General features: G+C 66.7%; 24 protein-coding genes and 4 tRNA genes. 20 read left to right on the forward strand and 8 right to left on the reverse strand.

The genetic code is table 11. The features are described from left to right. Positions 1 to 23 precede the first annotated feature (23 nt). The gene (locus CR156_RS04805; protein WP_279324068.1) at positions 24 to 449 is read left to right on the forward strand and encodes a type IV pilin protein; all 426 of its coding nucleotides are present in this window, start codon (positions 24 to 26) and stop codon (positions 447 to 449) included. 54 nt (positions 450 to 503) lie between these two features. Then, positions 504 to 580, forward strand: a tRNA-Asn gene (locus tag CR156_RS04810). Positions 581 to 657: 77 nt separating this feature from the next. Here the strand turns inward: CR156_RS04810 and CR156_RS04815 are convergent. Further along, positions 658 to 1173 carry a GspH/FimT family pseudopilin gene (locus CR156_RS04815; RefSeq protein WP_100552087.1) on the reverse strand — a complete coding sequence of 172 codons (516 nt, stop codon included), beginning with the start codon at positions 1171 to 1173 and terminating at the stop codon, positions 658 to 660. Between the two features lie 150 nt (positions 1174 to 1323). On the opposite strand from CR156_RS04815, the gene uvrB reads away from it, so the two are divergent. The 3 genes from uvrB (at position 1324) to CR156_RS04830 (ending at position 3701) form a co-directional block, all read left to right on the forward strand. Beyond that, positions 1324 to 3348, forward strand: a complete 2025-nt coding sequence (gene uvrB / locus CR156_RS04820) for an excinuclease ABC subunit UvrB (RefSeq protein ID WP_100552088.1) — start codon at positions 1324 to 1326, stop codon at positions 3346 to 3348. Between the two features lie 107 nt (positions 3349 to 3455). After that, positions 3456 to 3530, forward strand: a tRNA-Val gene (locus tag CR156_RS04825). A 96-nt stretch (positions 3531 to 3626) separates the two neighbouring features. Next, a tRNA-Val gene (locus tag CR156_RS04830) sits at positions 3627 to 3701 on the forward strand. Between the two features lie 112 nt (positions 3702 to 3813). Here CR156_RS04830 and CR156_RS04835 read toward each other — a convergent pair. From CR156_RS04835 to CR156_RS04855, 5 genes are all read right to left on the reverse strand, one after another. After that, a complete protein-coding gene (locus CR156_RS04835; RefSeq protein ID WP_100552089.1) occupies positions 3814 to 4146 on the reverse strand; it encodes a hypothetical protein in 333 nt (110 codons plus the stop codon). A 261-nt stretch (positions 4147 to 4407) separates the two neighbouring features. After that, complete coding sequence (locus CR156_RS04840; RefSeq protein WP_099820043.1) at positions 4408 to 4602, reverse strand: hypothetical protein; 195 nt, start codon at positions 4600 to 4602, stop codon at positions 4408 to 4410. Between the two features lie 31 nt (positions 4603 to 4633). Further along, the gene (locus CR156_RS04845; RefSeq protein ID WP_032975717.1) at positions 4634 to 4825 is read right to left on the reverse strand and encodes a hypothetical protein; all 192 of its coding nucleotides are present in this window, start codon (positions 4823 to 4825) and stop codon (positions 4634 to 4636) included. Between the two features lie 65 nt (positions 4826 to 4890). Continuing rightward, positions 4891 to 5085: a hypothetical protein gene (locus tag CR156_RS04850; RefSeq protein ID WP_025875233.1), complete on the reverse strand. Its 195-nt coding sequence runs from the start codon at positions 5083 to 5085 to the stop codon at positions 4891 to 4893. A gap of 11 nt (positions 5086 to 5096) precedes the next feature. After that, positions 5097 to 5666 (reverse strand): TlpA family protein disulfide reductase, encoded by a 570-nt coding sequence (locus tag CR156_RS04855; RefSeq protein WP_100552090.1) that lies wholly within the window; start codon positions 5664 to 5666, stop codon positions 5097 to 5099. Positions 5667 to 5773: 107 nt separating this feature from the next. Here CR156_RS04855 and CR156_RS22880 point away from each other — a divergent pair, with 107 nt between their 5' ends. Further along, on the forward strand, positions 5774 to 5914 hold the full coding sequence (locus tag CR156_RS22880) for a hypothetical protein (protein WP_165780968.1): 141 nt from the start codon (positions 5774 to 5776) through the stop codon (positions 5912 to 5914). A gap of 8 nt (positions 5915 to 5922) precedes the next feature. Here CR156_RS22880 and CR156_RS04860 read toward each other — a convergent pair whose 3' ends face one another. Next, positions 5923 to 6210, reverse strand: coding sequence for a hypothetical protein (locus CR156_RS04860; RefSeq protein WP_025875229.1), 288 nt, complete (start codon positions 6208 to 6210; stop codon positions 5923 to 5925). Positions 6211 to 6249: 39 nt separating this feature from the next. Then, positions 6250 to 7017, reverse strand: coding sequence for a MipA/OmpV family protein (locus tag CR156_RS04865; RefSeq protein ID WP_100552091.1), 768 nt, complete (start codon positions 7015 to 7017; stop codon positions 6250 to 6252). A gap of 143 nt (positions 7018 to 7160) precedes the next feature. On the opposite strand from CR156_RS04865, the gene CR156_RS04870 reads away from it, so the two are divergent. From CR156_RS04870 to CR156_RS04935, 14 genes are all read left to right on the forward strand, one after another. Next, positions 7161 to 7832 carry a response regulator transcription factor gene (locus CR156_RS04870; RefSeq protein WP_025875225.1) on the forward strand — a complete coding sequence of 224 codons (672 nt, stop codon included), beginning with the start codon at positions 7161 to 7163 and terminating at the stop codon, positions 7830 to 7832. A 1-nt stretch (position 7833) separates the two neighbouring features. Further along, positions 7834 to 9177, forward strand: coding sequence for a sensor histidine kinase (locus CR156_RS04875; RefSeq protein ID WP_089240065.1), 1344 nt, complete (start codon positions 7834 to 7836; stop codon positions 9175 to 9177). 70 nt (positions 9178 to 9247) lie between these two features. Further along, entirely contained in the window at positions 9248 to 11656 is a 2409-nt protein-coding gene (locus CR156_RS04880) for a DNA internalization-related competence protein ComEC/Rec2 (RefSeq protein ID WP_100552092.1), read from the forward strand. Positions 11657 to 11659: 3 nt separating this feature from the next. Then, the gene (locus CR156_RS04885; RefSeq protein ID WP_025875219.1) at positions 11660 to 12322 is read left to right on the forward strand and encodes a MotA/TolQ/ExbB proton channel family protein; all 663 of its coding nucleotides are present in this window, start codon (positions 11660 to 11662) and stop codon (positions 12320 to 12322) included. Positions 12323 to 12325: 3 nt separating this feature from the next. Then, complete coding sequence (locus tag CR156_RS04890; protein WP_100552093.1) at positions 12326 to 12748, forward strand: ExbD/TolR family protein; 423 nt, start codon at positions 12326 to 12328, stop codon at positions 12746 to 12748. Next, positions 12745 to 14493 carry a lipid A export permease/ATP-binding protein MsbA gene (msbA, locus tag CR156_RS04895; protein WP_100552094.1) on the forward strand — a complete coding sequence of 583 codons (1749 nt, stop codon included), beginning with the start codon at positions 12745 to 12747 and terminating at the stop codon, positions 14491 to 14493. The genes CR156_RS04890 and msbA overlap by 4 nt, the downstream gene beginning before the upstream one ends. Continuing rightward, entirely contained in the window at positions 14493 to 15512 is a 1020-nt protein-coding gene (gene lpxK / locus CR156_RS04900; RefSeq protein ID WP_100552095.1) for a tetraacyldisaccharide 4'-kinase, read from the forward strand. The genes msbA and lpxK overlap by 1 nt, the downstream gene beginning before the upstream one ends. A 75-nt stretch (positions 15513 to 15587) precedes the next feature. Beyond that, the gene (gene kdsB, locus CR156_RS04905; RefSeq protein ID WP_100554078.1) at positions 15588 to 16361 is read left to right on the forward strand and encodes a 3-deoxy-manno-octulosonate cytidylyltransferase; all 774 of its coding nucleotides are present in this window, start codon (positions 15588 to 15590) and stop codon (positions 16359 to 16361) included. Then, complete coding sequence (locus CR156_RS04910; RefSeq protein ID WP_100552096.1) at positions 16358 to 16846, forward strand: low molecular weight protein-tyrosine-phosphatase; 489 nt, start codon at positions 16358 to 16360, stop codon at positions 16844 to 16846. Before kdsB ends, CR156_RS04910 begins: the two co-directional genes overlap by 4 nt. Further along, the gene (locus tag CR156_RS04915) at positions 16843 to 18255 is read left to right on the forward strand and encodes a hypothetical protein (RefSeq protein WP_100552097.1); all 1413 of its coding nucleotides are present in this window, start codon (positions 16843 to 16845) and stop codon (positions 18253 to 18255) included. Before CR156_RS04910 ends, CR156_RS04915 begins: the two co-directional genes overlap by 4 nt. Further along, the gene (uvrC, locus tag CR156_RS04920; RefSeq protein WP_100552098.1) at positions 18252 to 20096 is read left to right on the forward strand and encodes an excinuclease ABC subunit UvrC; all 1845 of its coding nucleotides are present in this window, start codon (positions 18252 to 18254) and stop codon (positions 20094 to 20096) included. Before CR156_RS04915 ends, uvrC begins: the two co-directional genes overlap by 4 nt. Positions 20097 to 20113: 17 nt before the next feature. Next, entirely contained in the window at positions 20114 to 20743 is a 630-nt protein-coding gene (pgsA, locus tag CR156_RS04925; RefSeq protein ID WP_100552099.1) for a CDP-diacylglycerol--glycerol-3-phosphate 3-phosphatidyltransferase, read from the forward strand. A 357-nt stretch (positions 20744 to 21100) separates the two neighbouring features. Next, positions 21101 to 21176 (forward strand) — tRNA-Gly (locus CR156_RS04930). A gap of 138 nt (positions 21177 to 21314) precedes the next feature. Beyond that, positions 21315 to 22421 (forward strand): NAD(P)/FAD-dependent oxidoreductase, encoded by a 1107-nt coding sequence (locus tag CR156_RS04935; protein ID WP_100552100.1) that lies wholly within the window; start codon positions 21315 to 21317, stop codon positions 22419 to 22421. Position 22422: the final 1 nt, after the last annotated feature.

The raw sequence follows: 22422 nt of genomic DNA on the forward strand, positions 1-22422 counted from the left end.
CGATGTCACCGAGTCTTTCCCGGATGCCGGCCCCCCGTTCCCTGCTGGCGCGTGCGCCCGGATTCACCCTGATCGAGCTGATGATCGTAGTGGCCGTGGTGGCCATCCTGGCAGCCGTGGCCTATCCGTCCTACGCCGACCAGGTGCGGAAGTCGCGCCGGGCACAGGCCAAGGCGGACCTGGTGGAATACGCGCAGTCGGCCGAGCGTTCGCACACCACCAACAACACGTATGCCAATTTCCGTTTCAGCAATGGAGCGACCTCCATCCAGTCGCCGCGCGAAGGCGGGACGGCGTACTACACCGTCAGCATCCAGGCGGCGCAGGGGACGTTCACATTGACGGCGGCTCCGCAGGGTACGCAGACCAAGGACAAATGCGGCACGCTCACCGTGAACCAGGCCAATGTGAAGACGCCGGCCGCGTCGACGGTGGCCGGCTGCTGGTGATGGCTGCGTGGGGTGTTGCATCTCTGTGAATCAGCTACTAGAATGCGCGTCCCCGCCCGAATAGCTCAGCCGGTTAGAGCACTTGACTGTTAATCAGGGGGTCGTTGGTTCGAGTCCAACTTCGGGCGCCAGATCCTGCAGAAGCCGCGAGAAATCGCGGCTTCTGCTTTTCTGCGGGCACGCGATGGCAGGGTGAGCGCGGCGCAGTTCAGCAAGGTGCCTGTTCGGTCGAGCGTAGCGAGCGTACGCGGCCGGTGTTGCTGACCACGACTTCAGCACGTATCTGCCCATGCTGGCAGATAACGATGCGGGCGTTGCTGCCTGCACTGCGTCCATTCGCGCGGAACACGATCTGTGGACGGCCATGGGTGGCAAACGCACTCAGTGAGCGGTGGCTGTCCAGTACCCTGGCGGCCAGTGGTTCAGGCGCCGACGCCTCTGCGCCGCGCCAGCGCTCCGGAAGAAGCAACCAGCCGCGACCCCAGTTGTCTCCACAGGTGCGGCCGTCGTCGCTGGGGCAGGCCACAACGCCTTGGCGACGCTCAAGCGCGGTGCTGCGTGCCAGATTCATCGCGCTGTGCAACTGCAGCCGCAACTGATCCGATCGCAGGCGATCCAACATGTCGCTGGCCGGAGCGAACGCCACGCTCGCGAGAATTGCCAAGACGGCAACAGTGACCAGTATTTCCGTGAGGGTATGGCCGCGAAGTCGGGACATCTGCATGGCGGGGTCCAAAGGCTGGCAAGTACCCAGCCTCCGCTGCGCCGCGGGGTTCCGCTATCGGTGCACCCCCTTCCCTGAATCAGAATCTCCATCAACCGGCCGTCACCAATGCGGCCGCTATACTCAACCTTCCCGAGACCTGGCAGCACCATGAGCGACAGTTTTCAACTTGTCTCGCCGTATTCGCCGGCGGGCGACCAGCCCGATGCCATCGCCAAGCTGACCAGCAATTTCGAGGCTGGCGTGGCCAAGCAGACCCTGCTGGGCGTGACCGGCTCGGGCAAGACCTACACCATCGCCAACGTCATCCAGCAGATCCAGAAGCCGACGCTGATCATGGCGCCGAACAAGACCCTGGCAGCGCAGCTGTACGGTGAGTTCAAGGCGTTCTTCCCGCACAACGCGGTGGAGTACTTCGTCAGCTATTACGACTACTACCAGCCGGAAGCCTACGTGCCGTCGTCGGACACCTTCATCGAGAAGGACAGTTCGATCAACGAGCACATCGAGCAGATGCGGCTGGCGGCGACCAAGACCCTGCTGTCGCGACCGGATGCGATCGTGGTGGCGACCGTTTCGGCCATCTACGGTCTGGGCGCACCGGAAGACTACCTGTCGCTGCGCTTGATCCTGTCCAAGGGCGAGCGCATCGACCAGCGCGACCTGATCAATCACCTGACCCAGCTGCAGTACACGCGCAATGAATACGAGCTGCAGCGCGGCACCTTCCGCGTGCGCGGTGAAGTGATCGACGTATTCCCGGCAGAATCGGACAGTGAAGCCCTGCGCATCGAACTGTTCGATGGCGAAGTCGAGAAGATCACGATGTTCGATCCGCTCACCGGCGAGACCATGCGCAACCTGATGCGCTTCACGGTGTACCCGAAGACCCACTACGCCACCACGCGCGAACGGGTGCTGGCAGCGGTGGAGACCATCAAGGTCGAGCTGAAGGAGCGGCTGGAACAGCTGTACGCGCAGAACAAGCTGGTCGAGGCGCAGCGCCTGGCCCAACGCACCCAGTTCGACCTCGAAATGATGGCCGAAGTGGGCTTCTGCAATGGCATCGAGAACTACTCGCGGCACTTGACCGGCAAGAACGCGGGCGAGCCGCCGCCGACCCTGTTCGATTACCTGCCGGCCGATGCGTTGCTGGTGATCGACGAATCGCATGTGACCATTCCGCAGATCGGCGCTATGTTCAAGGGCGACCGTTCGCGCAAGGAAACCCTGGTCGAGTTCGGCTTCCGCTTGCCGTCGGCGCTGGACAACCGTCCGCTGCGCTTCGAGGAATGGGAAGCGCGCTGCCCGCGCAGCATCTACGTGTCGGCGACGCCGGGCCCTTACGAATTCCGTGAGGCTGGCGAAGACATGGCCGAGCTGGTGGTGCGCCCGACCGGCCTGATCGATCCGGTGGTGGAGATCCGCCCGGTCGGCACCCAGGTCGATGATCTGATGAGCGAGGCCAACGAGCGGATCAAGGCCGGTGATCGCGTGCTGGTCACCACCCTGACCAAGCGCATGGCCGAGAACCTCACCGAGTACCTGACCGAGCACGGTATCCGCGTGCGCTATCTGCACTCGGATATCGATACCGTCGAGCGCGTGGAGATCATCCGCGACCTGCGCCTGGGCAAGTTCGATGTGCTGGTCGGCATCAACCTGCTGCGCGAAGGGCTGGACATGCCCGAGGTCTCACTGGTGGCGATCCTGGATGCGGACAAGGAGGGCTTCCTGCGCTCGACTGGTTCGTTGATCCAGACCATCGGCCGTGCGGCCCGCAACGTACGCGGCAAGGCGATCCTGTATGCGGACAGGATCACCCGTTCGATGCAGGCAGCGATTGACGAGACCGACCGTCGTCGCGCCAAGCAGGTCGAGTACAACCAGGAACACGGCATCATTCCGCGCTCGGTCCTGCGGCCGATTGTCGATGTGCTGGAGGGCGCGCGCTCGGATGCTGCCGAGAAGGAAGCCAAGAAGGGCAAGGGCAAGGGCCGTTCCGGTGTGGCCGAAGACACGGCCGACTACCGTTCGCTCAGTCCGGCGCAGCTGGCCGCTCGCCTCAAGGCGCTGGAGCAGCGGATGTACCAGCATGCCAAGGACCTGGAATTCGAGGATGCCGCCCGGGTCCGCGACCAGATCAGGCAGCTGAAGGAAGCCAGCCTGGGCTGAACGCGGTAAAGCGGCTTTTCTTCACAAAAGTATTGCGCTTGCCGGTCGTCGCCCGTAATATACGCGGCCTGCACCGACGCAATCGCGGCGCTGCAGAAGCAACAAACGGGCGGTTAGCTCAGCGGTAGAGCACTACCTTGACATGGTAGGGGTCACAGGTTCGAACCCTGTACCGCCCACCACGAAGTCCCCCAGGGGGCGTCGTGAGCATGAAAAGCCCGGCCCTGGCGCCGGGTTTTTACGTAGAAGCACCAGCCTGCGGGCTGTACGGAATTTTTGGGCGGTTAGCTCAGCGGTAGAGCACTACCTTGACATGGTAGGGGTCACAGGTTCGAACCCTGTACCGCCCACCACCGGTTCCCGGCATCGCCGGAGCAGCGGTGGACACGATGAAAGCCGGCCTTGGGCCGGTTTTTTTGTGCCTGCAATTCGCGCTCGTCTGCGCCTGGCCGGTTGCTGTCATCGTCAACCGCGTTGCTCGACACTGGCGCTGCGCTGCAGCTGCCAATGACCATCCACGCGCTGCCACAGCTGCATGAGGCCCCGGGAGTGCGTTTGCCCGCGCTGTCCCGCAGGCGCTTCAGCGTGCACGCGACCATGGGCCACCTGCAGTACGCGGTCCGCACTCAAGCGCAGGATCTGCACGCTCTGGCTGTCCGTCTGGCCGTGCGTGTCTGGCTCGCTGGCGGCACGCTGGGCATCGGCCTGCAGGATCTGCAATCGCAGCGAATCGCTTCCGTTGTCGGCGTCACGGTTGCATAGACCGGCCATCAACAGCAGCAATGCAAGCATCGGCATGGCACGGTGCTCCGGAGAAGGGAGTCCAGCGTTGCACTGCGGCCTGTGGTGTGAAACCGGTATCCGACGAAGGCGGGAAAAGTGCGTGCCAACGAGAGCCAGCAAGGATGAATCCGGGCTGGGTCGGGGCAGCTGCAGGTCACTGCCATGAAAAAGGCCGGGCCGCCTGTGAAGGCAGTCCGGCCCGTTTGCCCGGAAGTGACCCCGTTGGCCGGGAAGCCTGGGCTCAGGTCACGACATGGCTGGAACCTTCAAGCAGGCTCAGAGCGGATCGCAGCACAGGCGAGGGCCGGACCAATGCCCTGAACCGCCATACGGACAACCCGGGGTGAACTCGCAGCCCGGTGCGAACCCGGCCTTGGCCGGCGTGGCGAAGGCCTGAGCGGCACCGAATGACATGGCGGCAACCACGACGATGCCGGCAATGGACGAGAACAGCTTTTTCTTTCCGATCATCTGTATCTCCTTTGCAGAGCGTCGAGGTGGATCACATGGGATCGCAGCAGACCAGCAGGCCGTGAGAGCCGGCATTGCCGTACGGGCAGCTGGGATGTTCCTTGCAGCCCGGTGCGAAGCCGGTCTTCACTGGAGTGGCGAAGGCCTGAGCGGCACCGAATGACATGGCGGCAACCACGACGATGCCGGCAATGGACGAGAACAGTTTCTTCTTTCCGATCATGTGTATCTCCTTGGAATGGCGATGGAACATGAGGTCACCGCTTGCGGGGCGGTGTCGAAGCGGAATCAGTTGGCGACGCAGCAGATGCGCGTGCCGCCGGCGCGGCCATTGCCGCCGAACATGCACCCGGGGGTATCCACGCAGCCTGGCGCAAAGCCGGTCTTCACCGGTGTGGCGAAGGCCTGTGCGGCACCGAATGACATTGCAGCAACGATGACGATACCGGCGACGGACGAGAACAGCGTTTTCTTCCCGATCATGTGTATCTCCTTCAGTTGGTGTGGCTTCCCGGATTCATTGCGTTGGCGACGGCCTGCACCGTCTCTGTGTCGAGCTGGCCGACATGCTTGTAGGCGACGCTGCCATCTGCGGCGAGCACCATCAGCATCGGTGTCAGCGTGGCGCGGTAGCGCTTGGAGACCTCGCCCTGATCGTCGACGGCGATCGGAAACGCCAGCGCGTGTTTGCCGGCGTACGCGGCAAGCTGATCGTAGGGTGGCAAGCCGACACCGATCAGTTCGGCGCTGCCACGCGCCGCCGCGATCTGCTGCAGTTGCGGCACCGAGGCCAGGCAGTAGCGGCAGGCGGTAGAGAAGAAGTAGAGGATCTGCGGAACGGCGCGGGCGCCACCGATATCGACATGGGCCTGCTGCGTCGTCCGCAGCGTCAACAGTTCAGGCCGGGTGCCGATTGCAGGACCATGTGCATCCAGCTGGGTCTGCTGCAGTTGCGCCGCCATCTGTTCGTTGACCTGCCGCAACTGGCGGTTCTGCCAGGAGAGCATGATGACCAGTGCGGCCAGCAGCAGGGCGACTACGGGAAACAGTGCACGCTTGAGCATCGATCATCCTTGAACGCCGCGTTGCATCGACCATACCGGAAACAGCAACAGGAATGTCAAGCTTTTGTATCATCGGTGACGCAGTTCCCAAACCACAGGACGCCACCATGAGTGACCATGCTCCCGTTTCACGGCCGAACCCGATCATCGATCTGCTGTTCGGCGGCAACATGCTGGAAGGCACCTTCAAAGCGGTGGTGTGGGTCGCACTTTTGTCTGCGGTTCTGGCCTGGACAACCTTCCGCTGACGGAATGCTCAGGCAGCAGTGAAGGCCTGCCGCAGGCTGCGCAGCGTTGCCTGCCGATACTCGGCCGCGCACGGCTCGCCCATCTCCAGTTCCTGCAGGCGCAGGCCGACCAGGGTCATCGACAGGGCATAGCCGCGCGCCGCATCGGCAGCGCGCGACAGGCCAAGTGCACGTCGGGTCAGTGCATCGACATGATCCATGTCCGGCAGCAGGCCGAGGTAGGCGCGCTCGGCGCTGTCCAGATCCGGTGCGCGCAGGATCGCGTTGGCATCGGCGGTGGGGGTGACGGCGGCCATGCGGGATCCTTGTTGTCCGTGGGGCGGATGCTGGTTCGGTCAGAACGCGCGCATCAGCGAGATGAAAGCGGATGTCTGGCTGCTGCGTCGTGCCATCGGGCTGTCCTCGACGGCATCACCGAACCACTGGTTGGCGACCACGCCTGTCGCGCGCCATTTCGTACCCAGTGGCGTGCTGACCGCGATCTGCAGGCTCGGCGAGGTGGCACTGCCGGGTTTGTAGGCTGCCAGCCCGGAGCGCAGGGCCTCCTCGTCGCTGATGCCGTAGTAGTAGTCGAGCAGGCGTGCGCTGGAATGCACCACGCCCACGCGCGGCGCCCAGGTGAAGCGACCGGCCTGGATCGGATAGCTGTAGTGCAGGCTTGATTCAACACCGCCGCCATGCCCGCTCACTTCGCGCTTCACGCTGGCCGCCACCGCGCCCCAGTCCGCACTGTAGTCGGCGTTGATGCCGACCATTGCCGACATCTGCCGGCTGTGCAGGCGGCGCAGCTGCGGATCGTTCACGTCGTCGGTCTTGAAGCGCAACGTGTAGGGCGTAGCCACGGCCGACACGCGCAGGCCATCGGCCTTGTAGAGGTTCATGCCGAGCGAGCCAGGGCTGGCGAAGAAGCGCTTGCCCTGCCAGGACAGCGCCGGCAGCACCAGCGGCTTGTCGTCATAGTGCGCGTAGGCGCCGGTGGTCGCGCCGAAGGTGATGCCGGCCTGCACGCCCGGGCGCTGTTCCTGCGCGTTTGCCAGCAGCGGCGTGGAGAGAACGACGGTGCACAGCAGGGGGCGCAGCAGGGCGGGGGGCAGCGAGGTCATCAACGTACTACTTTGCGGGGATGGCGGTGCATGCTGCGCGCACAACATTGTCGGAACATTGCGCAGGCGCAATCTGCTGCATCGGCGCCACTTGCACGCCGAAGGCACTATGATCGGCTCCGTTTCCGGTTGCCGAGCCCCCGATGCGCATTCTCCTGGTCGAAGATGATCCCGATCTCTCGCGAGCCCTGCAGTCCGGGCTGGAGCGCCAGGGGGTGGTCGCCGACGTGGTTGGCAGCCTGGCCGAGGCGGCGCTCGCCCTGCGTGAGCCGGTGCACCAGCTGATGCTGCTTGATCGGCAGCTGCCGGACGGTGATGGCGTGGGTTTCGTGGCGACCGCCCGTGCCCTGCGGCCGAATCTGGCGGTGATCATGCTCACCGCCAAGGGGGGGCTGTCAGACAAGGTGGAGGGGCTGGATGTCGGTGCCGATGACTACCTGGTCAAGCCGGTAGCGATCGAAGAGCTGATGGCGCGGATCCGCGCCGTATCGCGTCGACCGTCGGCGATGGTGACCCCCCGGTTGCGGCTGGGCCGGCTGGAGTTTGATTTCGAATCGCTGCAGGCGCAGGTGGATGGACAGCCGGTGGCACTGCCACGGCGGCAGGTACTGGTGCTGCAGGCGCTGGCGATGCGGCAGGGTCGTACGGTCACCCGCAGTGCGCTGGAAGCGGCGGTGTACGGGTTTGATGATGAGATCCAGTCCAATGCGCTCGACGCGCATATCTCCAAGCTGCGCAAGGCGCTGCAGCAGGCCGGCGCAGGCGTGGAGATCCACGTGATCCGTGGCGTCGGCTACCTGCTGGCGGAGGCCTGAGATGGCACGACCAATCCGTTCGATCACGCTGGGTCTGGCATGGCGGTTGTTCCTGGCGCAGGCCTTCACGGTGTTGTTCGCCGTGGTTGCGTTGATCCTGACGTGGGGCGACAAGGACACCTGGGGCATGGACATGTTCATGGCCGAGAGCGCGGCCAACGCCGTGCACAGCGAAGGCGGCCGGCTGGTGCTGGATGAAGCACGCTGGCAGAAGCTCGATGCGCGTGCCGGTGGCAACCTGTGGTTCGCGGCGGTCGACGATCGCGGCGCATGGCTGCAGCGCGGCACGCTGCCTGCCATTCACGCGCCGCTGTTGGCCCGCCTGCCGACACTGGGTGCCACCGAGCTGGGGTCGCTGGTACCGCCGTACCTGGACGTGGCCCGGGTGATGATCCGCAACGAGGACGGCCGCCGCATCACGGTGATGGTGGGCGGGGCGCCGAAGGGCGGCCTGCTGGATGGCGCGTTGATGGTGCTGCGGTTGATCGGCCTGTGGTTCTTCCTGCCGTTGATCGTGGTCACGCTGCTGGTGATGCCGACGGTGATCCATCGGGCCATGCGTGGCGTGCGCCGGTCGGCGCAGCAGGCCAAGGAGCTGGATATCGGCCAGCCCGGCGCGCGCCTGGACGCGCAGCTGGTGTCGACCGAGGTGGCGCCTCTGGTCGAAGCGTTCAACGATGCGATCGACAAGGTGCAGCAGGGCTACGCAGCACGCGACAAGTTCCTGGCCGATGCGGCGCATGAACTGCGGGTGCCGATTGCGGTGGTGCAGGCGCGCTTGTCGCAGTTGCCGCAGGGGGAGCTGAAATCGCAGTTGCTGACCGATGTCGCCCGTCTCGGCAACGTCGCCGAGCACCTGCTCGACCTGCAACGCCTGGACAGGAACATCGCCGCGTTGCAGCGGCTGGACCTGGCGCATGTCGTGCGCGAAGCGGCCGCCGACCTCGCGCCGCTGGTCGTTGGCGCCGGCTATGGCTTCGAAGTGGATGCGCCGGAAACGCCGGTATGGATCCATGGCGATGGCCTGGCCCTGGGCAGGGTGATCGCCAACCTGGTGCACAACGCCATCGTCCACGGCGGCGGGCGCGGCACCATCTGCGTGCGTCTGGACCGGCAGGGCCTGCTGGAAGTCAGCGATCAGGGCGCCGGTGTGCCGGTCGGTGACCGCGAGGCGATCTTCGAGCCGTTCCATCGCCTGCGCGCCGCCGGCAGCGGCAGCGGCCTTGGCCTGCATCTGGTCAAGGAAATCGTGCAGCACCACGGCGGCACGGTGAGCGTGGGCGAGGCTGTCGGGGGCGGCGCCAGTTTCCGGGTCAACTTCCACCGCGGCAGCGTGCGGCGCTAGTGGGGCGCTGACAGAAGCACACGGCGTTGCCTGATGGTTGCGTGAGGCTGCTCCTCGGCACGCTGTGGCGATGGTTGTCGACCGGACTCCGTCGCCCTTGCTGGGCCCCGCATGCGCTGCCGCTCTGGTCATTGGCGCGTTGGCCTGCGTGCTGTTGCCGGCGTTGCCACCGCTATGGGCATCTGTTCCGGCCGCCGCCGTGGCTGCGCTGGGCTGGGTGCTGCGCTGGCGCGGGCGCGCGGCGGCTGCGCTGCTGTTCGGCCTGACCTGGACGTGCTGCCATGGGTATTGGGCACTGCAGGCGCAGCTGCCGGCCGGTGCTGCTGCGCAGGATGTGCTTGTCCGGGGTCAGGTTGTCGACCTGCCGAAGCAAGCGCCTGGATACACCCGGTTCGAGTTCCGGGTCGATGCGTCCGATGCGATACCGACGCTGCGTGGCAAGCGGCTGCAGGTGCTCTGGCACGCGCCCCGGGGCGGGCCGGCCGACGCCGGGACTGATCAGAGACATCGCCTGCACGCTGGCGCGGACTGGCAGTTGTCACTACGCGTGCGACCGCCACGCTCACGCATCAACCCGGGTGGCTTCGATGGCGAACGGCATGCGCTGCTGCGTGGGCTGGCAGCGAGTGGCAACGTGCGTGATGCCCACACTACGCGGCAGCTGCGTCCTGCACATGGTCTGCCCGCCTGGCGCGAGCGCACCAGTGCGGCCATCGCCAGGCAGATCGCACATCCCTCGGCGCGGTTCATCCAGGCTCTGGCGCTGGGCGATACGCGTGGCCTGTCCGATATCGACTGGGCGCAGCTGCGCGCGCTGGGCCTGACCCATCTGATCGCGATTTCCGGCTTTCATGTCGGTCTGGCGGCAGGCTTCGCCGCATTGCTGTGTTCTGTTCTCTGGCGATCCTGGCCGGGGCTTGCCGGGTTCTGGCCACGACCGCAGGCGGCGGCCTGCGCGGCGGCGGTGGCAGCGGCCGGCTATGCCGTTGTTGCGGGCAGCGAGCTGCCGACCGTGCGCACCGCGTTGATGATCGCGGTGGTCGCTCTGGCGCGTGTCGTCCGCCGTCCGGTGACGGTGGCACAGGGCTTGGCGCTTGCCGCGCTGGCGATGCTGTTGCCGGCCCCGCTGTCGGTGCTGTCTGCGGGCTTCTGGCTCAGTTTCGGCGGCGTCCTGTGGTTGTTGTGGTGCCTGCCACAGGGACGGCCGAAGGGGTTCGCCGCAATGCTGCGCGGCGCTCTGGCAGGACAGGGGGTGGCCAGCGTCGCTCTGCTGCCGCTGGCAGTGGCGCTGTTTGGCGGCACCGCACGGCTGGGGCCGCTGGTGAACCTGCCGGTCATTCCGCTGTGGAGCCTGCTGGTAGTGCCTTTGGCTCTGCTGGGAACCGCTCTGGAGGCCCTGCGCAGCGGAGCAGGGCAGTGGCCCTGGCGCGCGGCAGCCTGGGTGTTCGATGCCAGTTGGCAGCTGATGCAGCCGTTGGCCGAGCACCCCCAGGCGATGTGGTGGCTGGCGCAGGGGCCCGCCTGGGCGCTGCCGGCGGCGTTGCTGGGGGTGTTCTGGTGGCTGTTGCCACGTGGTGCTGGCGCGGTGCTCGCCGGGTCATTGTTGTGCCTGCCGTTGCTGTGGTCGGCACGATCGGCGCCCCAGCAGGGCGAGCTGGAACTGGTGGTGCACGATGTCGGCCAGGGCACGGCGGTGCTGCTGCGGACCGCCCACCACGCACTCTGGTACGACGTCGGCCCGCCCGCAGGCAGCGAAGGCGAGGAGCGGATGCTGCTGCCGACGTTGCGCGCGTTGGGACAGGTGCCGCCGGCGCGGGTGATGATCAGTCACGACCACCTGGACCACAGCGGCAACCTTGCAGCGCTGCGCCGGCAGCTGCCGGGTCTGCAGGTGCTGGCGCCACGGGGCAGTGCGATTGCCAGTGCCGGCACCTGCCAAGCGGGGCTGCGCTGGCAATGGGACGGGGTGGATTTCCGGGTGCTGCACCCGCCCGCTTTGCCTGCAGTTCCCGCGAAGGGCGCCGACAACGAGGCCAGTTGCGTGCTGCGGGTTGCCGGCACACACGGGGTGGTGCTGCTGCCCGGCGACATCGGCCGGCAGGGCGAGCAGGCCCTGCTGCAGGGCGCTGCCAATGCGCTGCGTGCGGACGTGGTGCTGGTGCCCCATCACGGCAGCGGAGGCAGCTCCACTGGGGCTTGGGTGAAGGCGGTGGCGCCGCAGCTGGCGCTGGTCTCGGCCGGGCACCAGAACCGTTTTGGCCACCCGAAGCGTGACGTGGTGCAGCGCTGGCAGGCGGCCGGCGCCGAAGTGCTGTCCACCGCCGAGTCCGGCGCGATCCGCATATGGCTTGGCGCACAAGGCCTGCAGCTGCGTGAACAGCGTATCCACGCAGCCCGGTGGTGGGATGCCGCTGGGCGGGCACGGTCGGCTGCTATCCTATCGCCGATCGAACAAGCGGCCGTTGGGCCGGAGGGTTGAAACGTGTGGGAACTGGTCAAGGCCGGTGGCTGGCCGATGGTGCCGCTGCTGCTGTTGGGCGTACTGGCTTTGGCGATCGTCCTGGAGCGTTTCTGGTCCCTGCGGCGTAACGAGGTGCTGCCGCCTGGCCTGGGCCAGGAAGTGCGCAACTGGGCCGCGCGCGGCAAGCTCGACCCGGCGCACCTGCAGACCCTGCGGGCCAATTCACCGTTGGGCGCCCTGCTGGCCGCCGCATTGGAAGCGCGCAACCGCCCGCGCGACCAGATCCGCGAGCGCATCGAAGACACCGGTCGCCACCTGGTGCACCGCATGGAGCGTTTCCTCAACGCGCTGGGCACCATCGCCTCGGCCGGCCCGCTGCTGGGCCTGCTCGGCACCGTGGTCGGCATGATCCAGATGTTCCTGGGCATCCTCGACCACGGCGTGGGTGATGTGAACCAGCTTGCCGGCGGTATCGGCAAGGCGCTGGTGTGCACCGCCACCGGCATGATCGTGGCGATCCCGGCGCTGATGTTCCACCGCTTCTTCAAGGGCCGCATCCACGGCTACGTGGTGGAGATGGAGCAGGAAGCCAGTGCATTGCTGGATACGCTGGATGGCCGCCCCGGGGTGATGACCCCGGCTCCTGCCGCGCGCGCGTCCTCCGCCGCCACGGCAAAGGCCTGATCGATGCGTATCGGCAACGACCGGTCCCAGGATGAACCGCATATCGATCTTGTCCCGCTGATCGACGTCATCCTGGTGCTGATCATCTTCTTCGTGGTCACCACCACCTTCGATGCGCGATCAACCCTGCAGGTGCAGCTGCCGACCGCCAGCCAGCAGCAGACCAACGAGCCGCCGCGCTCGCTGAGCGTGCTGATCAACGCTGACGGTCGCTACTTCGTCAACGATCAGGAAGTACTGCGCAGCGATGTCGGGTCGGTCAAGCAGACGATCGCCGCCGTCGCTGGCAGCGATCGCGAACAGACCGTGCTGCTGCGTGCCGACGCACGCGCTCCTTACCAGGCCGTGGTCACCGCGCAGGATGCGCTGGGCCAGCTCGGCTTCCGTCGTATCGCCATTGCAACAGCGCCAGAGGTGCGTCCATGAGTTCCCATCACGCGCCAGTGTGGCCGATCTACAAACGTCTGCTGGGCTATACCCGCACCTACTGGGTGTTCATGGTTGGCGCGGTCATCGCGATGGTGGTCGAAGCGCTGGCCGGCTATCACTTCACCAAGTTGATGGAGCCGCTGGTCAACGAAGGCTTCGTCGATCCGCAGCCCCGCGCGGCAGTGGTGCTGCCGCTCACCATCCTCGGCCTGTTCCTGATGCGCAGCGTGGCGACCTGGGTCAGCGACTACACGCTGGCCAAGACCGGCCGCAGCGTGGTCCGCGACCTGCGCGAACAGGTGCTGCAGAAGTACCTGCACCTGCCGTCCTCGCACTTCGACGCCGAAGCGACGCCGGTGATGGTCAGCCGCCTGAACTTCGATACCGAACAGGTCACCCAGGCCAGTGCCGACGCGCTGAAGACCGTGGTCGCCGATACCCTGACCATCATCGCCATGCTGGCGGTGATGCTGCAGATGAGCGTCAAGGTGACCCTGGCGATGCTGGTGGTGGTGCCGCTGATCGGCGTGATCGTCTCCTACGTGGGCAAGCGCTACCGGCGTATCAGCCGCGGCATCCAGGACGGCATGGGCACCATGGCGCAGACTGCCGAGCAGTCGCTGGCCGCGCAGCAGGAAGTGAAGGTGCACGGCACCCAGCAGCACGAGATCTCGCGTTACTCGCGCCTGGCCAACCGCATGCTGGCACTGAACATGAAGGTGGAAGTGACCCGCGCGGCCGCCTCCAGCGTGGTCCAGTTCCTGGCGGCGCTGGCGCTGGCAGTCATCGTCTGGGTGTCCACCCGCGAGGCACTGGCCGGCAAACTCAATGCGGGCCAGTTCATGGGCCTGATGACCTCGATGATGGCCATCATTCCGTCGCTGCGCCGGCTGACCAGCGTGCAGACCTCGATCTCGCGCGGCGTGGCCGCTGCCGAGCGCCTGTTCGGCATCATCGACATGCCGGTCGAGCGCGACGACGGCAAGCATGCGGTGCAGCGCGTACGCGGCGAACTGGCGTTCGAGCACGTAATGCTGCGTTACCGCGAAGACAGCGGCATCGCCCTGGACGACATCAGCTTCGTTGCCAGGCCGGGTACGGTCACCGCCATCGTCGGTCGTTCCGGCAGCGGCAAGACCAGCCTGATCCGGTTGGTACCGCGCTTCTACGAACCCAACGGTGGCCGCATCCTGCTTGACGGCGTCGCCCTGGATGACTATCCGCTGGCCGATCTGCGCAGGCAGGTGGCCATCGTCGGCCAGAAGGTGATGCTGTTCGACGACACCATCGCGGCCAACATCGCCTACGGCATGGATGCAACCGACGAGCAGATCCGCGCTGCGGCCGAAGCGGCCAATGCCTGGGAGTTCATCGCACGCATGCCGCAGCAGCTGCAGACGCCGGTGGGCGAGAACGGTGCGCTGCTGTCCGGCGGCCAGCGTCAGCGCCTGGCGATCGCCCGCGCGATCCTGCGCGATGCACCGATCCTGATCCTGGACGAGGCGACCGCGGCGCTGGACAACGAATCCGAGCGCCTGGTGCAGGATGCGCTGCAGCGCTTGATGCCCGAGCGCACCACGCTGGTGATCGCGCACCGCTTGTCGACCATCGAGCATGCCGACCAGGTGCTGGTGATGGACCATGGCCGCATCGTTGAACGTGGCACCCATCAGGAACTGCTGTCGATGGGTGGCCTGTACCAGCACCTGCACAACATGCAGTTCCGCGAAAGGCAGGACTGATGGCGGGCAAAGGTACCCAGACCCCGCCGTACTGGTATGACGGCAGCCCGGTTCCGTGGCCGATGCGATTGCTGGCACCGCTGTACGCTGGCGTCACCGCGCTGCGCCGGCGCCTGTACCGGCGTGGCTGGCGCAAGCGCCATGCACTGGCTGTGCCTGTCATCGTGGTCGGCAACATCACCGCCGGTGGCACCGGCAAGACGCCGCTGACCATCGCCCTGGTCGAGCGCCTGCGCGCAGCGGGTTGGAAGCCCGGTGTGGCCAGTCGCGGCTATGGCCGCGAAGAAGCGGACAAGGCACGTTGGGTGGAAGCCGATACGCCGACGGCCCTTGGTGGTGACGAGCCGGTGCTGATCGCCTGGAAAACCGGCGTGCCGGTACGCGTGGACAGCGATCGCGTGGCGGCGGGCAAGGCGCTGATCGCCGCCGGCTGCGACGTGATCGTCTGCGATGACGGCCTGCAGCACTACCGGCTGGCGCGCGACATCGAAATCGAGGTGGTCGATGCCCAGCGTCGCTATGGCAATGGACGGATGATTCCGGCCGGCCCACTGCGCGAGCCGGTCAGCCGCGCCGCCGAATGCGATTTCCGTGTGGTCAACCTTGGCCAGGCGGATGAAGCGACGGCTGCCCAGGCCTGCGGCTTCGGCCAATGGCCGATGGCCCTGAACATCGACAGTGCACAACCACTGGCTGGTGGACGGGCGCGTCCGCTCTCGTACTTCGCGGGCCAGCGCGTGCATGCCGTGGCCGGCATCGCCCATCCACAGCGCTTCTTCGACATGCTGCGCGCGCGTGCGATCGGTGTGGTGCCGCATGCCTTCGCCGACCATCACGCCTACCAGCCGCAGGACCTGTCCTTTGGCAGCCAGTTGCCGGTGCTGATGACCGAAAAGGATGCCGTGAAGTGCCGCGCGTTCGCCAACGACTGGCAGTACGCCGTGCCGCTGCGTGCCGAGATGCCCGCTGCTTTCTGGATCGCGTTGACCGATCGCCTGGACAAGCTGCGACCGAACTGAGGGGCCGTGCGGCGCTTGCAAATGCACGCCGCCGGCCGCATTCCTGCTGTATCGCGCCTGCCGAGTACCGCCCGCATGACCGACTTCGTTGTTGCCATCCCGGCCCGCTACGCCGCTTCGCGGCTGCCGGGCAAGCCGCTGCGCCTGCTGGGCGGAGAGCCCATGGTGCTGCATGTGGCCCGCCGCGCGCTGCAGGCCGGCGCGGGTGAGGTATGGGTCGCCACTGACGACCAGCGCATTGCCGACGCCTTGTCCGGCCTGGAAGAAGTGAAGGTGGCGATGACCGCGGCTTCGCATGCCTCCGGCACCGATCGCCTGGCCGAATGCGCGCGCATCGCCGGCTGGGCGGATGACACCGTCGTGGTCAACCTGCAGGGCGATGAGCCGTTCGCACCCGCCGCCGGCATCCGCGCCGTGGCAGCGGCACTGGTGGAAGGCAGCGCGCCGATGTCGACCCTGGCCACGCCGGTCGAGGACGCGCACACGCTGTTCGACCCGAACGTGGTCAAGCTGGTGCGCAACGTGCGCAACGAGGCCATGTACTTCAGCCGTGCGCCGATCGCCTGGCACCGTGATGGCTTCGCCCGCAGCCGCGAGACCCTGCCCGAGGGCCACCAGTGGCTGCGCCACATAGGCATCTATGGCTACCGAGCCGGCTTCCTGCAGCAGTTCGCCTCGATGCCGCCGGGCACGCTGGAACAGGTGGAATCGCTGGAGCAGTTGCGCGTGCTGGAAGCGGGCTACCCGATCGCCGTGGCGATCTCGCCTGAACCCTTCCCGCCGGGCATCGACACCCCTGAAGACCTGCGGCGCGCCGAAACGCTGCTGCAGGCGATGGCGGCGCGATGAAGCTGCTGGTCGTCTGCCTCGGCAACATCTGCCGCTCGCCGATGGCCGAAGGCGCGCTGCGCGCCCGCCTGGATGCCTCGGCGCTGGCCGGGCGGGTGCAGGTCGATTCGGCCGGTACCGGCGACTGGCATGTGGGCCAGCCACCCGACCGGCGTGCGATTGCGTGCGCAGCCGGGCATGGCGTGGACCTCGGCGGCTTGCGCGCGCGGCAGCTGCAGCCACAGGACTTCGACGCCTTCGACTGGATCCTGTGCGCCGACGAGGCCAATCTGCGTGATGCCGCGCGCCTTGCCACCGCCGCCCAGCGCGAGCGCCTGGCGCTGTACCTGCCGTGGTCGGGCGGGCAGGGCGAACGCGCGATTCCCGACCCCTATACCGGTGGCAGTGATCATTTCGAGCAGGTCTGGTCGCTGGTCGACGCCGCTGCCGAACGTACCGTGGCACGCCTGTTGCATCACGCCCACTCCGGCATAATCGGGCCATGAACATCCAGCCCGTCCCGGACCTGCCCGAGTTCGCCGCCTGGCTCAATGCCGCGCCCTGCACCCTGACCGAACTGCGTGGCCGGCCGGTCGCGCTGTTGTTCGTCAACGCGGCTTCCGCGTGGAGCGCGCAACGGCTGGCCGAGTTCAGCCAGTGGCTGTCACGCCACCCCGGCAAGTTGCAACCCCTGGTGCTGCAGGTACCGCGTTTCGATTTCGAGCGTGATGCCACGGCTGCGTTGAAACTGCTGCGCCGCCAGGGCCTGACCATGCCGGTGCTGCTCGATGCCGATTGGGATGGATGGCGCCGCTTCGGTGTCACCGCCTGGCCGACCATGGTGTTGCTGGACGCGCAGGGGCGCGAACAGCAGCGATTGATCGGCCAGGGCGTGCCCGGCGAGCTGGAGCGGGCCCTGAATGCCCTTTGCGAGGGTGCGCCGTCGGCCCCTTCGCGCGGCGGCAGCGAACTGCACCCCGAGCCGCGCCAGGCGCTGCGATTCCCCATGGGGCTGGCCGTGAACCAGGAACGGCTGTACATCGCCGACAGTGGCCACCACCGCATTCTGGAATGCAGTCATGGCGGCCGTGTGCTGCGTCAGTTCGGCCTGGGCACCGCCGACTTCATGGACGGCAATCTCGCCGAAGCCGCTTTCCACCGGCCGCAGGCGCTGGCGCTGGAGCGCGAGTCGCTGTACGTGGCCGACACCGGCAACCACGCCGTGCGCCGCATCAACCTGCTGACCGGCCTGGTCGACACCCTGTGCGGCAACGGTCGTCCGGGTGCTCCCGAGGAAGGGCCGGTGGCGCAGCCTCGGCAGGTGTCGCTGGATCATCCGGTTGGCCTGGCCATCGCCGAAAACCAGCTGCACATCGCCATGGCCGGCGACAACCGCATCTGGAGCTATCACCTCGGCCAGCGCAGCCTGCAGTGGCGTGCCGGCAGCGGCGCCATCGACGAGCGCGACGGCAGTGGCCACCTGGCCGCGTTCGCCCAGCCCACCGCCGTGGCCGTGGTCCAGCAGGTGCTGTACGTGGCCGACGCGCTGGGGTCTTCGGTCCGTTCGCTGCAGCTGCGCGGCGATCTGGTGCAGACCCTGGTCGGGCAGGGCACCTGGCGTTTCGGTGAAGACGATGGCCCGCGCGCGCAGGCCAGCCTGCAGTTCCCGCAGGCGATCGCGTTGAGCCCGGATGCGCCGTTGCTGTGGATCGCCGATACCGGCAATGGCCGCCTGCGCACGTTGCGCCTGGGCGGCGGCGAACTGACCACCCAGCCATTGCCGCGGCGCCTGCACGGCCCGGCCGGCCTGGCCGTCGGTGCCGGTGCCGTATGGATCGCCGAGACAGATTCCCACACCGTACTGCGTCTGGACCCTGACAGCGGCGTACTCAGCGAAGTGCCGATCAGCGAATGACCGTTGTTCCCGTCCCGTCCTTCGATGGCAAGGCATTCGCGGCCCAGCTGAGTACCGCCCCGGGCGTGTACCGCATGTACGCGGCCGACGATACGCTGTTGTACGTCGGCAAGGCCCGTGCGCTGCGCAACCGCGTAGGCAGCTATTTCAACGGCAGTCCGAAGAACGCGCGCATCATGTCGATGCTCTCGCAGATCGTGCGCATGGACGTGACCGTGACGCGCTCGGAAGCCGAAGCGCTGCTGCTGGAAAACCAGCTGATCAAATCACTGTCGCCGCGCTACAACGTATCCCTGCGCGACGACAAGACCTATCCGCATGTGCTGCTGACCCGCGAGGACTGGCCGCGCATCGCCCTGCATCGTGGCCCGCGCGCCATTCCTGGGCGCTATTTCGGGCCGTATCCGGGCGTCACCGCGGTGCGCGAGACGCTGAACCTGATGCACAAGCTGTTCAAGCTGCGCAGCTGCGAAGACAGCGTGTTCCGCAACCGCTCGCGGCCCTGCCTGCAGTATCAGATCGGGCGCTGCAGCGCGCCCTGCGTGGAACTGGTGCCGGCCGCAGACTATGCCGAGTCGGTGCGCCGCGCGGCGATGTTCCTGGAGGGCAAGAGCGATGAGCTGACCCGGGAGCTGGGCGAGCAGATGCAGGCCGCCAGCGAGGCGCTGGAATTCGAGCAGGCCGCGCGCCTGCGTGATCTGATCACGTCGTTGCGCAGCATGCAGACCCGCCAGTACGTGGACGGCCGTGCGGCCGACCTGGACGTGTTGGCGGTAGCCATGCAGGGCTCGCAGGCCTGCGTGATGCTGCTGGCCTTCCGTGATGGTCGCAACCTGGGCACCCGTCCGTTCTTTCCCCGCACCAACGGCGAGGAAAGTCCGGACGAAGTGCTGGCGGCCTTTGTTTCGCAGTACTACATCGAATTCGAGCCACCGCGCGAGATCCTGCTCGACCGCGAAATTCCTGATGCCGACTTGATTGGTTCGGCGCTGTCGGCCTCGGCCGAGCGCAAGGTGCAGTTGAAGTGGAACGTCCGTGGCGAGCGCGCCGGCTACCTGGAACTTGCCAGCCGCAACGCGCAGTTGACCCTGGCGACCGAGATCAACAGCCGCACCGCGCAGCACGCCCGTAGCGAAGCACTGCGGGTAATGCTGGGGTTGGCCGAACCGGTCAAGCGAGTGGAATGTTTCGACATCAGCCACACCATGGGTGAAGCCACCGTGGCCTCGTGCGTGGTGTTCGACGCCGCCGGCCCGGTGCGCGCGCAGTACCGCCGTTTCAACATCAGCGGCATCGAGCCGGGCGATGACTACGCCGCGATGCGCCAGGCCATCGACCGCCGCTTCCGCCGCGCCGTGGAAGAGCAGGGCGTGCTGCCGGACGTGCTGCTGATCGACGGTGGCGCCGGCCAGCTGGCACAGGCGCAGGCGGCGCTGGCCGATCTGGGCGTGGAAGGCGTGCTGCTGGTGGGTGTGGCCAAGGGGGTGGAACGCCGTGCCGGCCACGAAGCCCTGGTGATGCCCGATGGTCGCGAACTGCGCCCGGGTGCGGCCGATCCTGCTCTGCAGTTCATCCAGCAGGTGCGCGACGAAGCGCACCGCTTCGCCATCACCGGCCATCGCGGGCGCCGGCAGAAGGCCCGGATGACCAGCAAACTGGAAGACATCCCCGGCATCGGGCCGCGCCGGCGCGCCAGCCTGCTGAAGCATTTCGGCGGCCTGGTCGGCCTGAAAGCCGCCGGAGAAGCGGAAATCGCCAAGGTGGAAGGCATCAATGACGCCCTCGCGGCGCGCATCTACGCTAACCTGCACGGGTTGGCCGCGCCGGATCCGGCCGAGTAGAGAGAGAATAAAGCAGCATGACGTTGACCCTGCCCACCTGGCTGACCCTGTTGCGGATCGTGATGATCCCGGTGCTGGTGCTGGTGTTCTACCTGCCCTACACCTGGACCAACTTCGCATCGGCGGCGATCTTCGGCCTGGCCGCGATCACCGACTGGCTCGATGGCTGGATCGCGCGTCGCTACGGCCTGGAGTCGGCGTTCGGCGCCTTCCTCGACCCGGTCGCGGACAAGCTGATGGTGGCAGTGGCGTTGTTCCTGATCGTGCAGGGGCATCCGACCCCGTGGATGGCGTTCTGGGCGGCGGTGATCGTCGGCCGCGAGATCGCGGTGTCGGCGCTGCGCGAGTGGATGGCCGAACTCGGCCAGCGCGCCAAAGTGCGCGTGGCGATGATCGGCAAGGTCAAGACTACTGCGCAGATGGTCGCGCTGCTGTGCCTGCTGTATTCGGTGGCGCCCAACGTGCCGATCAACGACATCTGGATGGGCCCGCCGGTATTCCATATCGGCGACTGGACCCTGGCCATTGCCGCAGTGCTGACCCTGTGGTCGGGCCTGCAGTACCTGCACGCCGCCTGGCCCAGCCTGCGTGACGACGAGCGCGCCGCGCGCGAGCGTTCGCGGCAGAAGAAGCTGGGCAACGGCTGAGGAACTACCGGTGTCGGCTCCCTTTCCGCAGGAAAGGGCTCTGACACCAGGGACACCTCCATCCACGCATGGCGTGGATCTACTGGGTATGCGTTCTACGCGGGATCCCTCATCCACGCATGGCGTGGATCTACTGGGCATGCGTTTTACGCGGGATCCCTCATCCACGCATGGCGTGGATCTACTGGGTATGCGTTCTACGCGGGATCCCTCATCCACGCGTGGCGTGGATCTACGGGAATGTGGGTCTGCGGTAGATCCACGCCATGCGTGGATACGCAATGTCGGCCGCCCCGCAAATTCCTGAAAAAAAGCGCTTGACGCAATCCTTGGAATAGGTAAAATTTCGCCTCCCAAGCGGGAATAGCTCAGTTGGTAGAGCGCAACCTTGCCAAGGTTGAGGTCGCGAGTTCGAGTCTCGTTTCCCGCTCCAAATTCAAGAAAAGCGCTCCCGAAAGGGGGCGTTTTTCGTTTGCGTCCAGCGCGCTTCATACCCACTTCACCGCCACTCCATCGCCTCACCATTCGGAGGCTCGATGCTGCATCTCCCTTCTCAAGTGGTGATGCCGCGATGCCTCACACTCCCGCTGCCTACGACTACGACGTGATCATCGTCGGCGCCAGTTTTGCAGGTGCTGCCTGCGCACTCGCCGCCGCCCAGTACGGCCTGCGCGTCTGCGTGCTCGAACGCAAAGCTGACCCCGGCGAGCGCCTGCATACCACCGGCATCGTGGTGAAGGAGGCCATGCAGCACACCTGGCTTGGTCGCATGCCCGAACAGCTGGTGCAGCGCGTGGCGCGCGTGCGCCTGTACGCACCGAACCTGCGCAATGTGTTGCTGGCCGCACCGGGCTACTACTTCCTCACCACCGATACACCGAACCTGATGCGCTGGCTGGCCAGCGAACTGCGCGCCAGCGGCGTGGACCTGCGGCTCCAGCAGTCGTTTACCGGAGCTTGCCGCGACGGCGACGCATGGCAGGTTGAAGGGGTGGGGCGCACCGCGTATCTGGTCGGCGCTGACGGTGCACGATCGCGTGTCGCGCAGCGCATCGGCCTGGGCCAGGTGCGCGACAACCTGTACGGCGTCGAGCGCGAGTTTGCCGGCGTGCAGCTGCCGGAAGGCGACGCCTTGCACTGCTTCGTCAGCCGCCGCTTCGCACCCGGCTACATCGGCTGGGCCGCGCAGAATCCTACCGGTGTGCAGGTGGGGCTGGCGCTGCGCCACGATCCCGAACATGTCCGTTCGCCGGATATCGAGGGTTTCCTTGAACATGTGCGCGACGTGGTAGGCCTTCCTCGCTCGGCCGAGGCTGCCGGCACCCGCGCGGGGCTGGTGCCCTGCGGGTTGCCGGATGGCCCGATCACTGCGCCGGGCGTGATCCTTACCGGTGATGCGGCGGGTGTTGTCTCGCCGTTGTCGGCCGGCGGCATCCACTCGTCATGGCGGCATGGCTGGGCAGTCGGAGATGCAATCGGCCTGCATCGGCGCGGCAAGGGGCCAGCCGCCGAGCAGGTGGCGCGACAGGCGGCGCCCACCTTTCACCGCAAGCGCGTACTGCGCTGGGCCATGGACCATCTGCAGCGGGACTGGCCGGTCGACGCGCTGCTGTGTACCGGCCCGGTGCGCCGGCTGGCCGAACAGATCTACTTCCACCGACGGGGCGTTCGGGCCTGAC

This window comes from Stenotrophomonas lactitubi (assembly GCF_002803515.1).
GTDB lineage: Bacteria > Pseudomonadota > Gammaproteobacteria > Xanthomonadales > Xanthomonadaceae > Stenotrophomonas > Stenotrophomonas lactitubi.

Bases quoted from the DNA above. Each gene is read 5' to 3' on its own strand.
- CR156_RS04805 (WP_279324068.1), top strand. From the start codon at position 24: ATGCCGGCCCCCCGTTCCCTGCTGGCGCGTGCGCCCGGATTCACCCTG.
- CR156_RS04815 (WP_100552087.1), bottom strand. From the start codon at position 1,173: ATGCAGATGTCCCGACTTCGCGGCCATACCCTCACGGAAATACTGGTC.
- uvrB (WP_100552088.1), top strand. From the start codon at position 1,324: ATGAGCGACAGTTTTCAACTTGTCTCGCCGTATTCGCCGGCGGGCGAC.
- CR156_RS04835 (WP_100552089.1), bottom strand. From the start codon at position 4,146: ATGCCGATGCTTGCATTGCTGCTGTTGATGGCCGGTCTATGCAACCGT.
- CR156_RS04840 (WP_099820043.1), bottom strand. From the start codon at position 4,602: ATGATCGGAAAGAAAAAGCTGTTCTCGTCCATTGCCGGCATCGTCGTG.
- CR156_RS04845 (WP_032975717.1), bottom strand. From the start codon at position 4,825: ATGATCGGAAAGAAGAAACTGTTCTCGTCCATTGCCGGCATCGTCGTG.
- CR156_RS04850 (WP_025875233.1), bottom strand. From the start codon at position 5,085: ATGATCGGGAAGAAAACGCTGTTCTCGTCCGTCGCCGGTATCGTCATC.
- CR156_RS04855 (WP_100552090.1), bottom strand. From the start codon at position 5,666: ATGCTCAAGCGTGCACTGTTTCCCGTAGTCGCCCTGCTGCTGGCCGCA.
- CR156_RS22880 (WP_165780968.1), top strand. From the start codon at position 5,774: ATGAGTGACCATGCTCCCGTTTCACGGCCGAACCCGATCATCGATCTG.
- CR156_RS04860 (WP_025875229.1), bottom strand. From the start codon at position 6,210: ATGGCCGCCGTCACCCCCACCGCCGATGCCAACGCGATCCTGCGCGCA.
- CR156_RS04865 (WP_100552091.1), bottom strand. From the start codon at position 7,017: ATGACCTCGCTGCCCCCCGCCCTGCTGCGCCCCCTGCTGTGCACCGTC.
- CR156_RS04870 (WP_025875225.1), top strand. From the start codon at position 7,161: ATGCGCATTCTCCTGGTCGAAGATGATCCCGATCTCTCGCGAGCCCTG.
- CR156_RS04875 (WP_089240065.1), top strand. From the start codon at position 7,834: ATGGCACGACCAATCCGTTCGATCACGCTGGGTCTGGCATGGCGGTTG.
- CR156_RS04880 (WP_100552092.1), top strand. From the start codon at position 9,248: ATGGTTGTCGACCGGACTCCGTCGCCCTTGCTGGGCCCCGCATGCGCT.
- CR156_RS04890 (WP_100552093.1), top strand. From the start codon at position 12,326: ATGCGTATCGGCAACGACCGGTCCCAGGATGAACCGCATATCGATCTT.
- msbA (WP_100552094.1), top strand. From the start codon at position 12,745: ATGAGTTCCCATCACGCGCCAGTGTGGCCGATCTACAAACGTCTGCTG.
- lpxK (WP_100552095.1), top strand. From the start codon at position 14,493: ATGGCGGGCAAAGGTACCCAGACCCCGCCGTACTGGTATGACGGCAGC.
- kdsB (WP_100554078.1), top strand. From the start codon at position 15,588: ATGACCGACTTCGTTGTTGCCATCCCGGCCCGCTACGCCGCTTCGCGG.
- CR156_RS04910 (WP_100552096.1), top strand. From the start codon at position 16,358: ATGAAGCTGCTGGTCGTCTGCCTCGGCAACATCTGCCGCTCGCCGATG.
- CR156_RS04915 (WP_100552097.1), top strand. From the start codon at position 16,843: ATGAACATCCAGCCCGTCCCGGACCTGCCCGAGTTCGCCGCCTGGCTC.
- uvrC (WP_100552098.1), top strand. From the start codon at position 18,252: ATGACCGTTGTTCCCGTCCCGTCCTTCGATGGCAAGGCATTCGCGGCC.
- pgsA (WP_100552099.1), top strand. From the start codon at position 20,114: ATGACGTTGACCCTGCCCACCTGGCTGACCCTGTTGCGGATCGTGATG.
- CR156_RS04935 (WP_100552100.1), top strand. From the start codon at position 21,315: ATGCCTCACACTCCCGCTGCCTACGACTACGACGTGATCATCGTCGGC.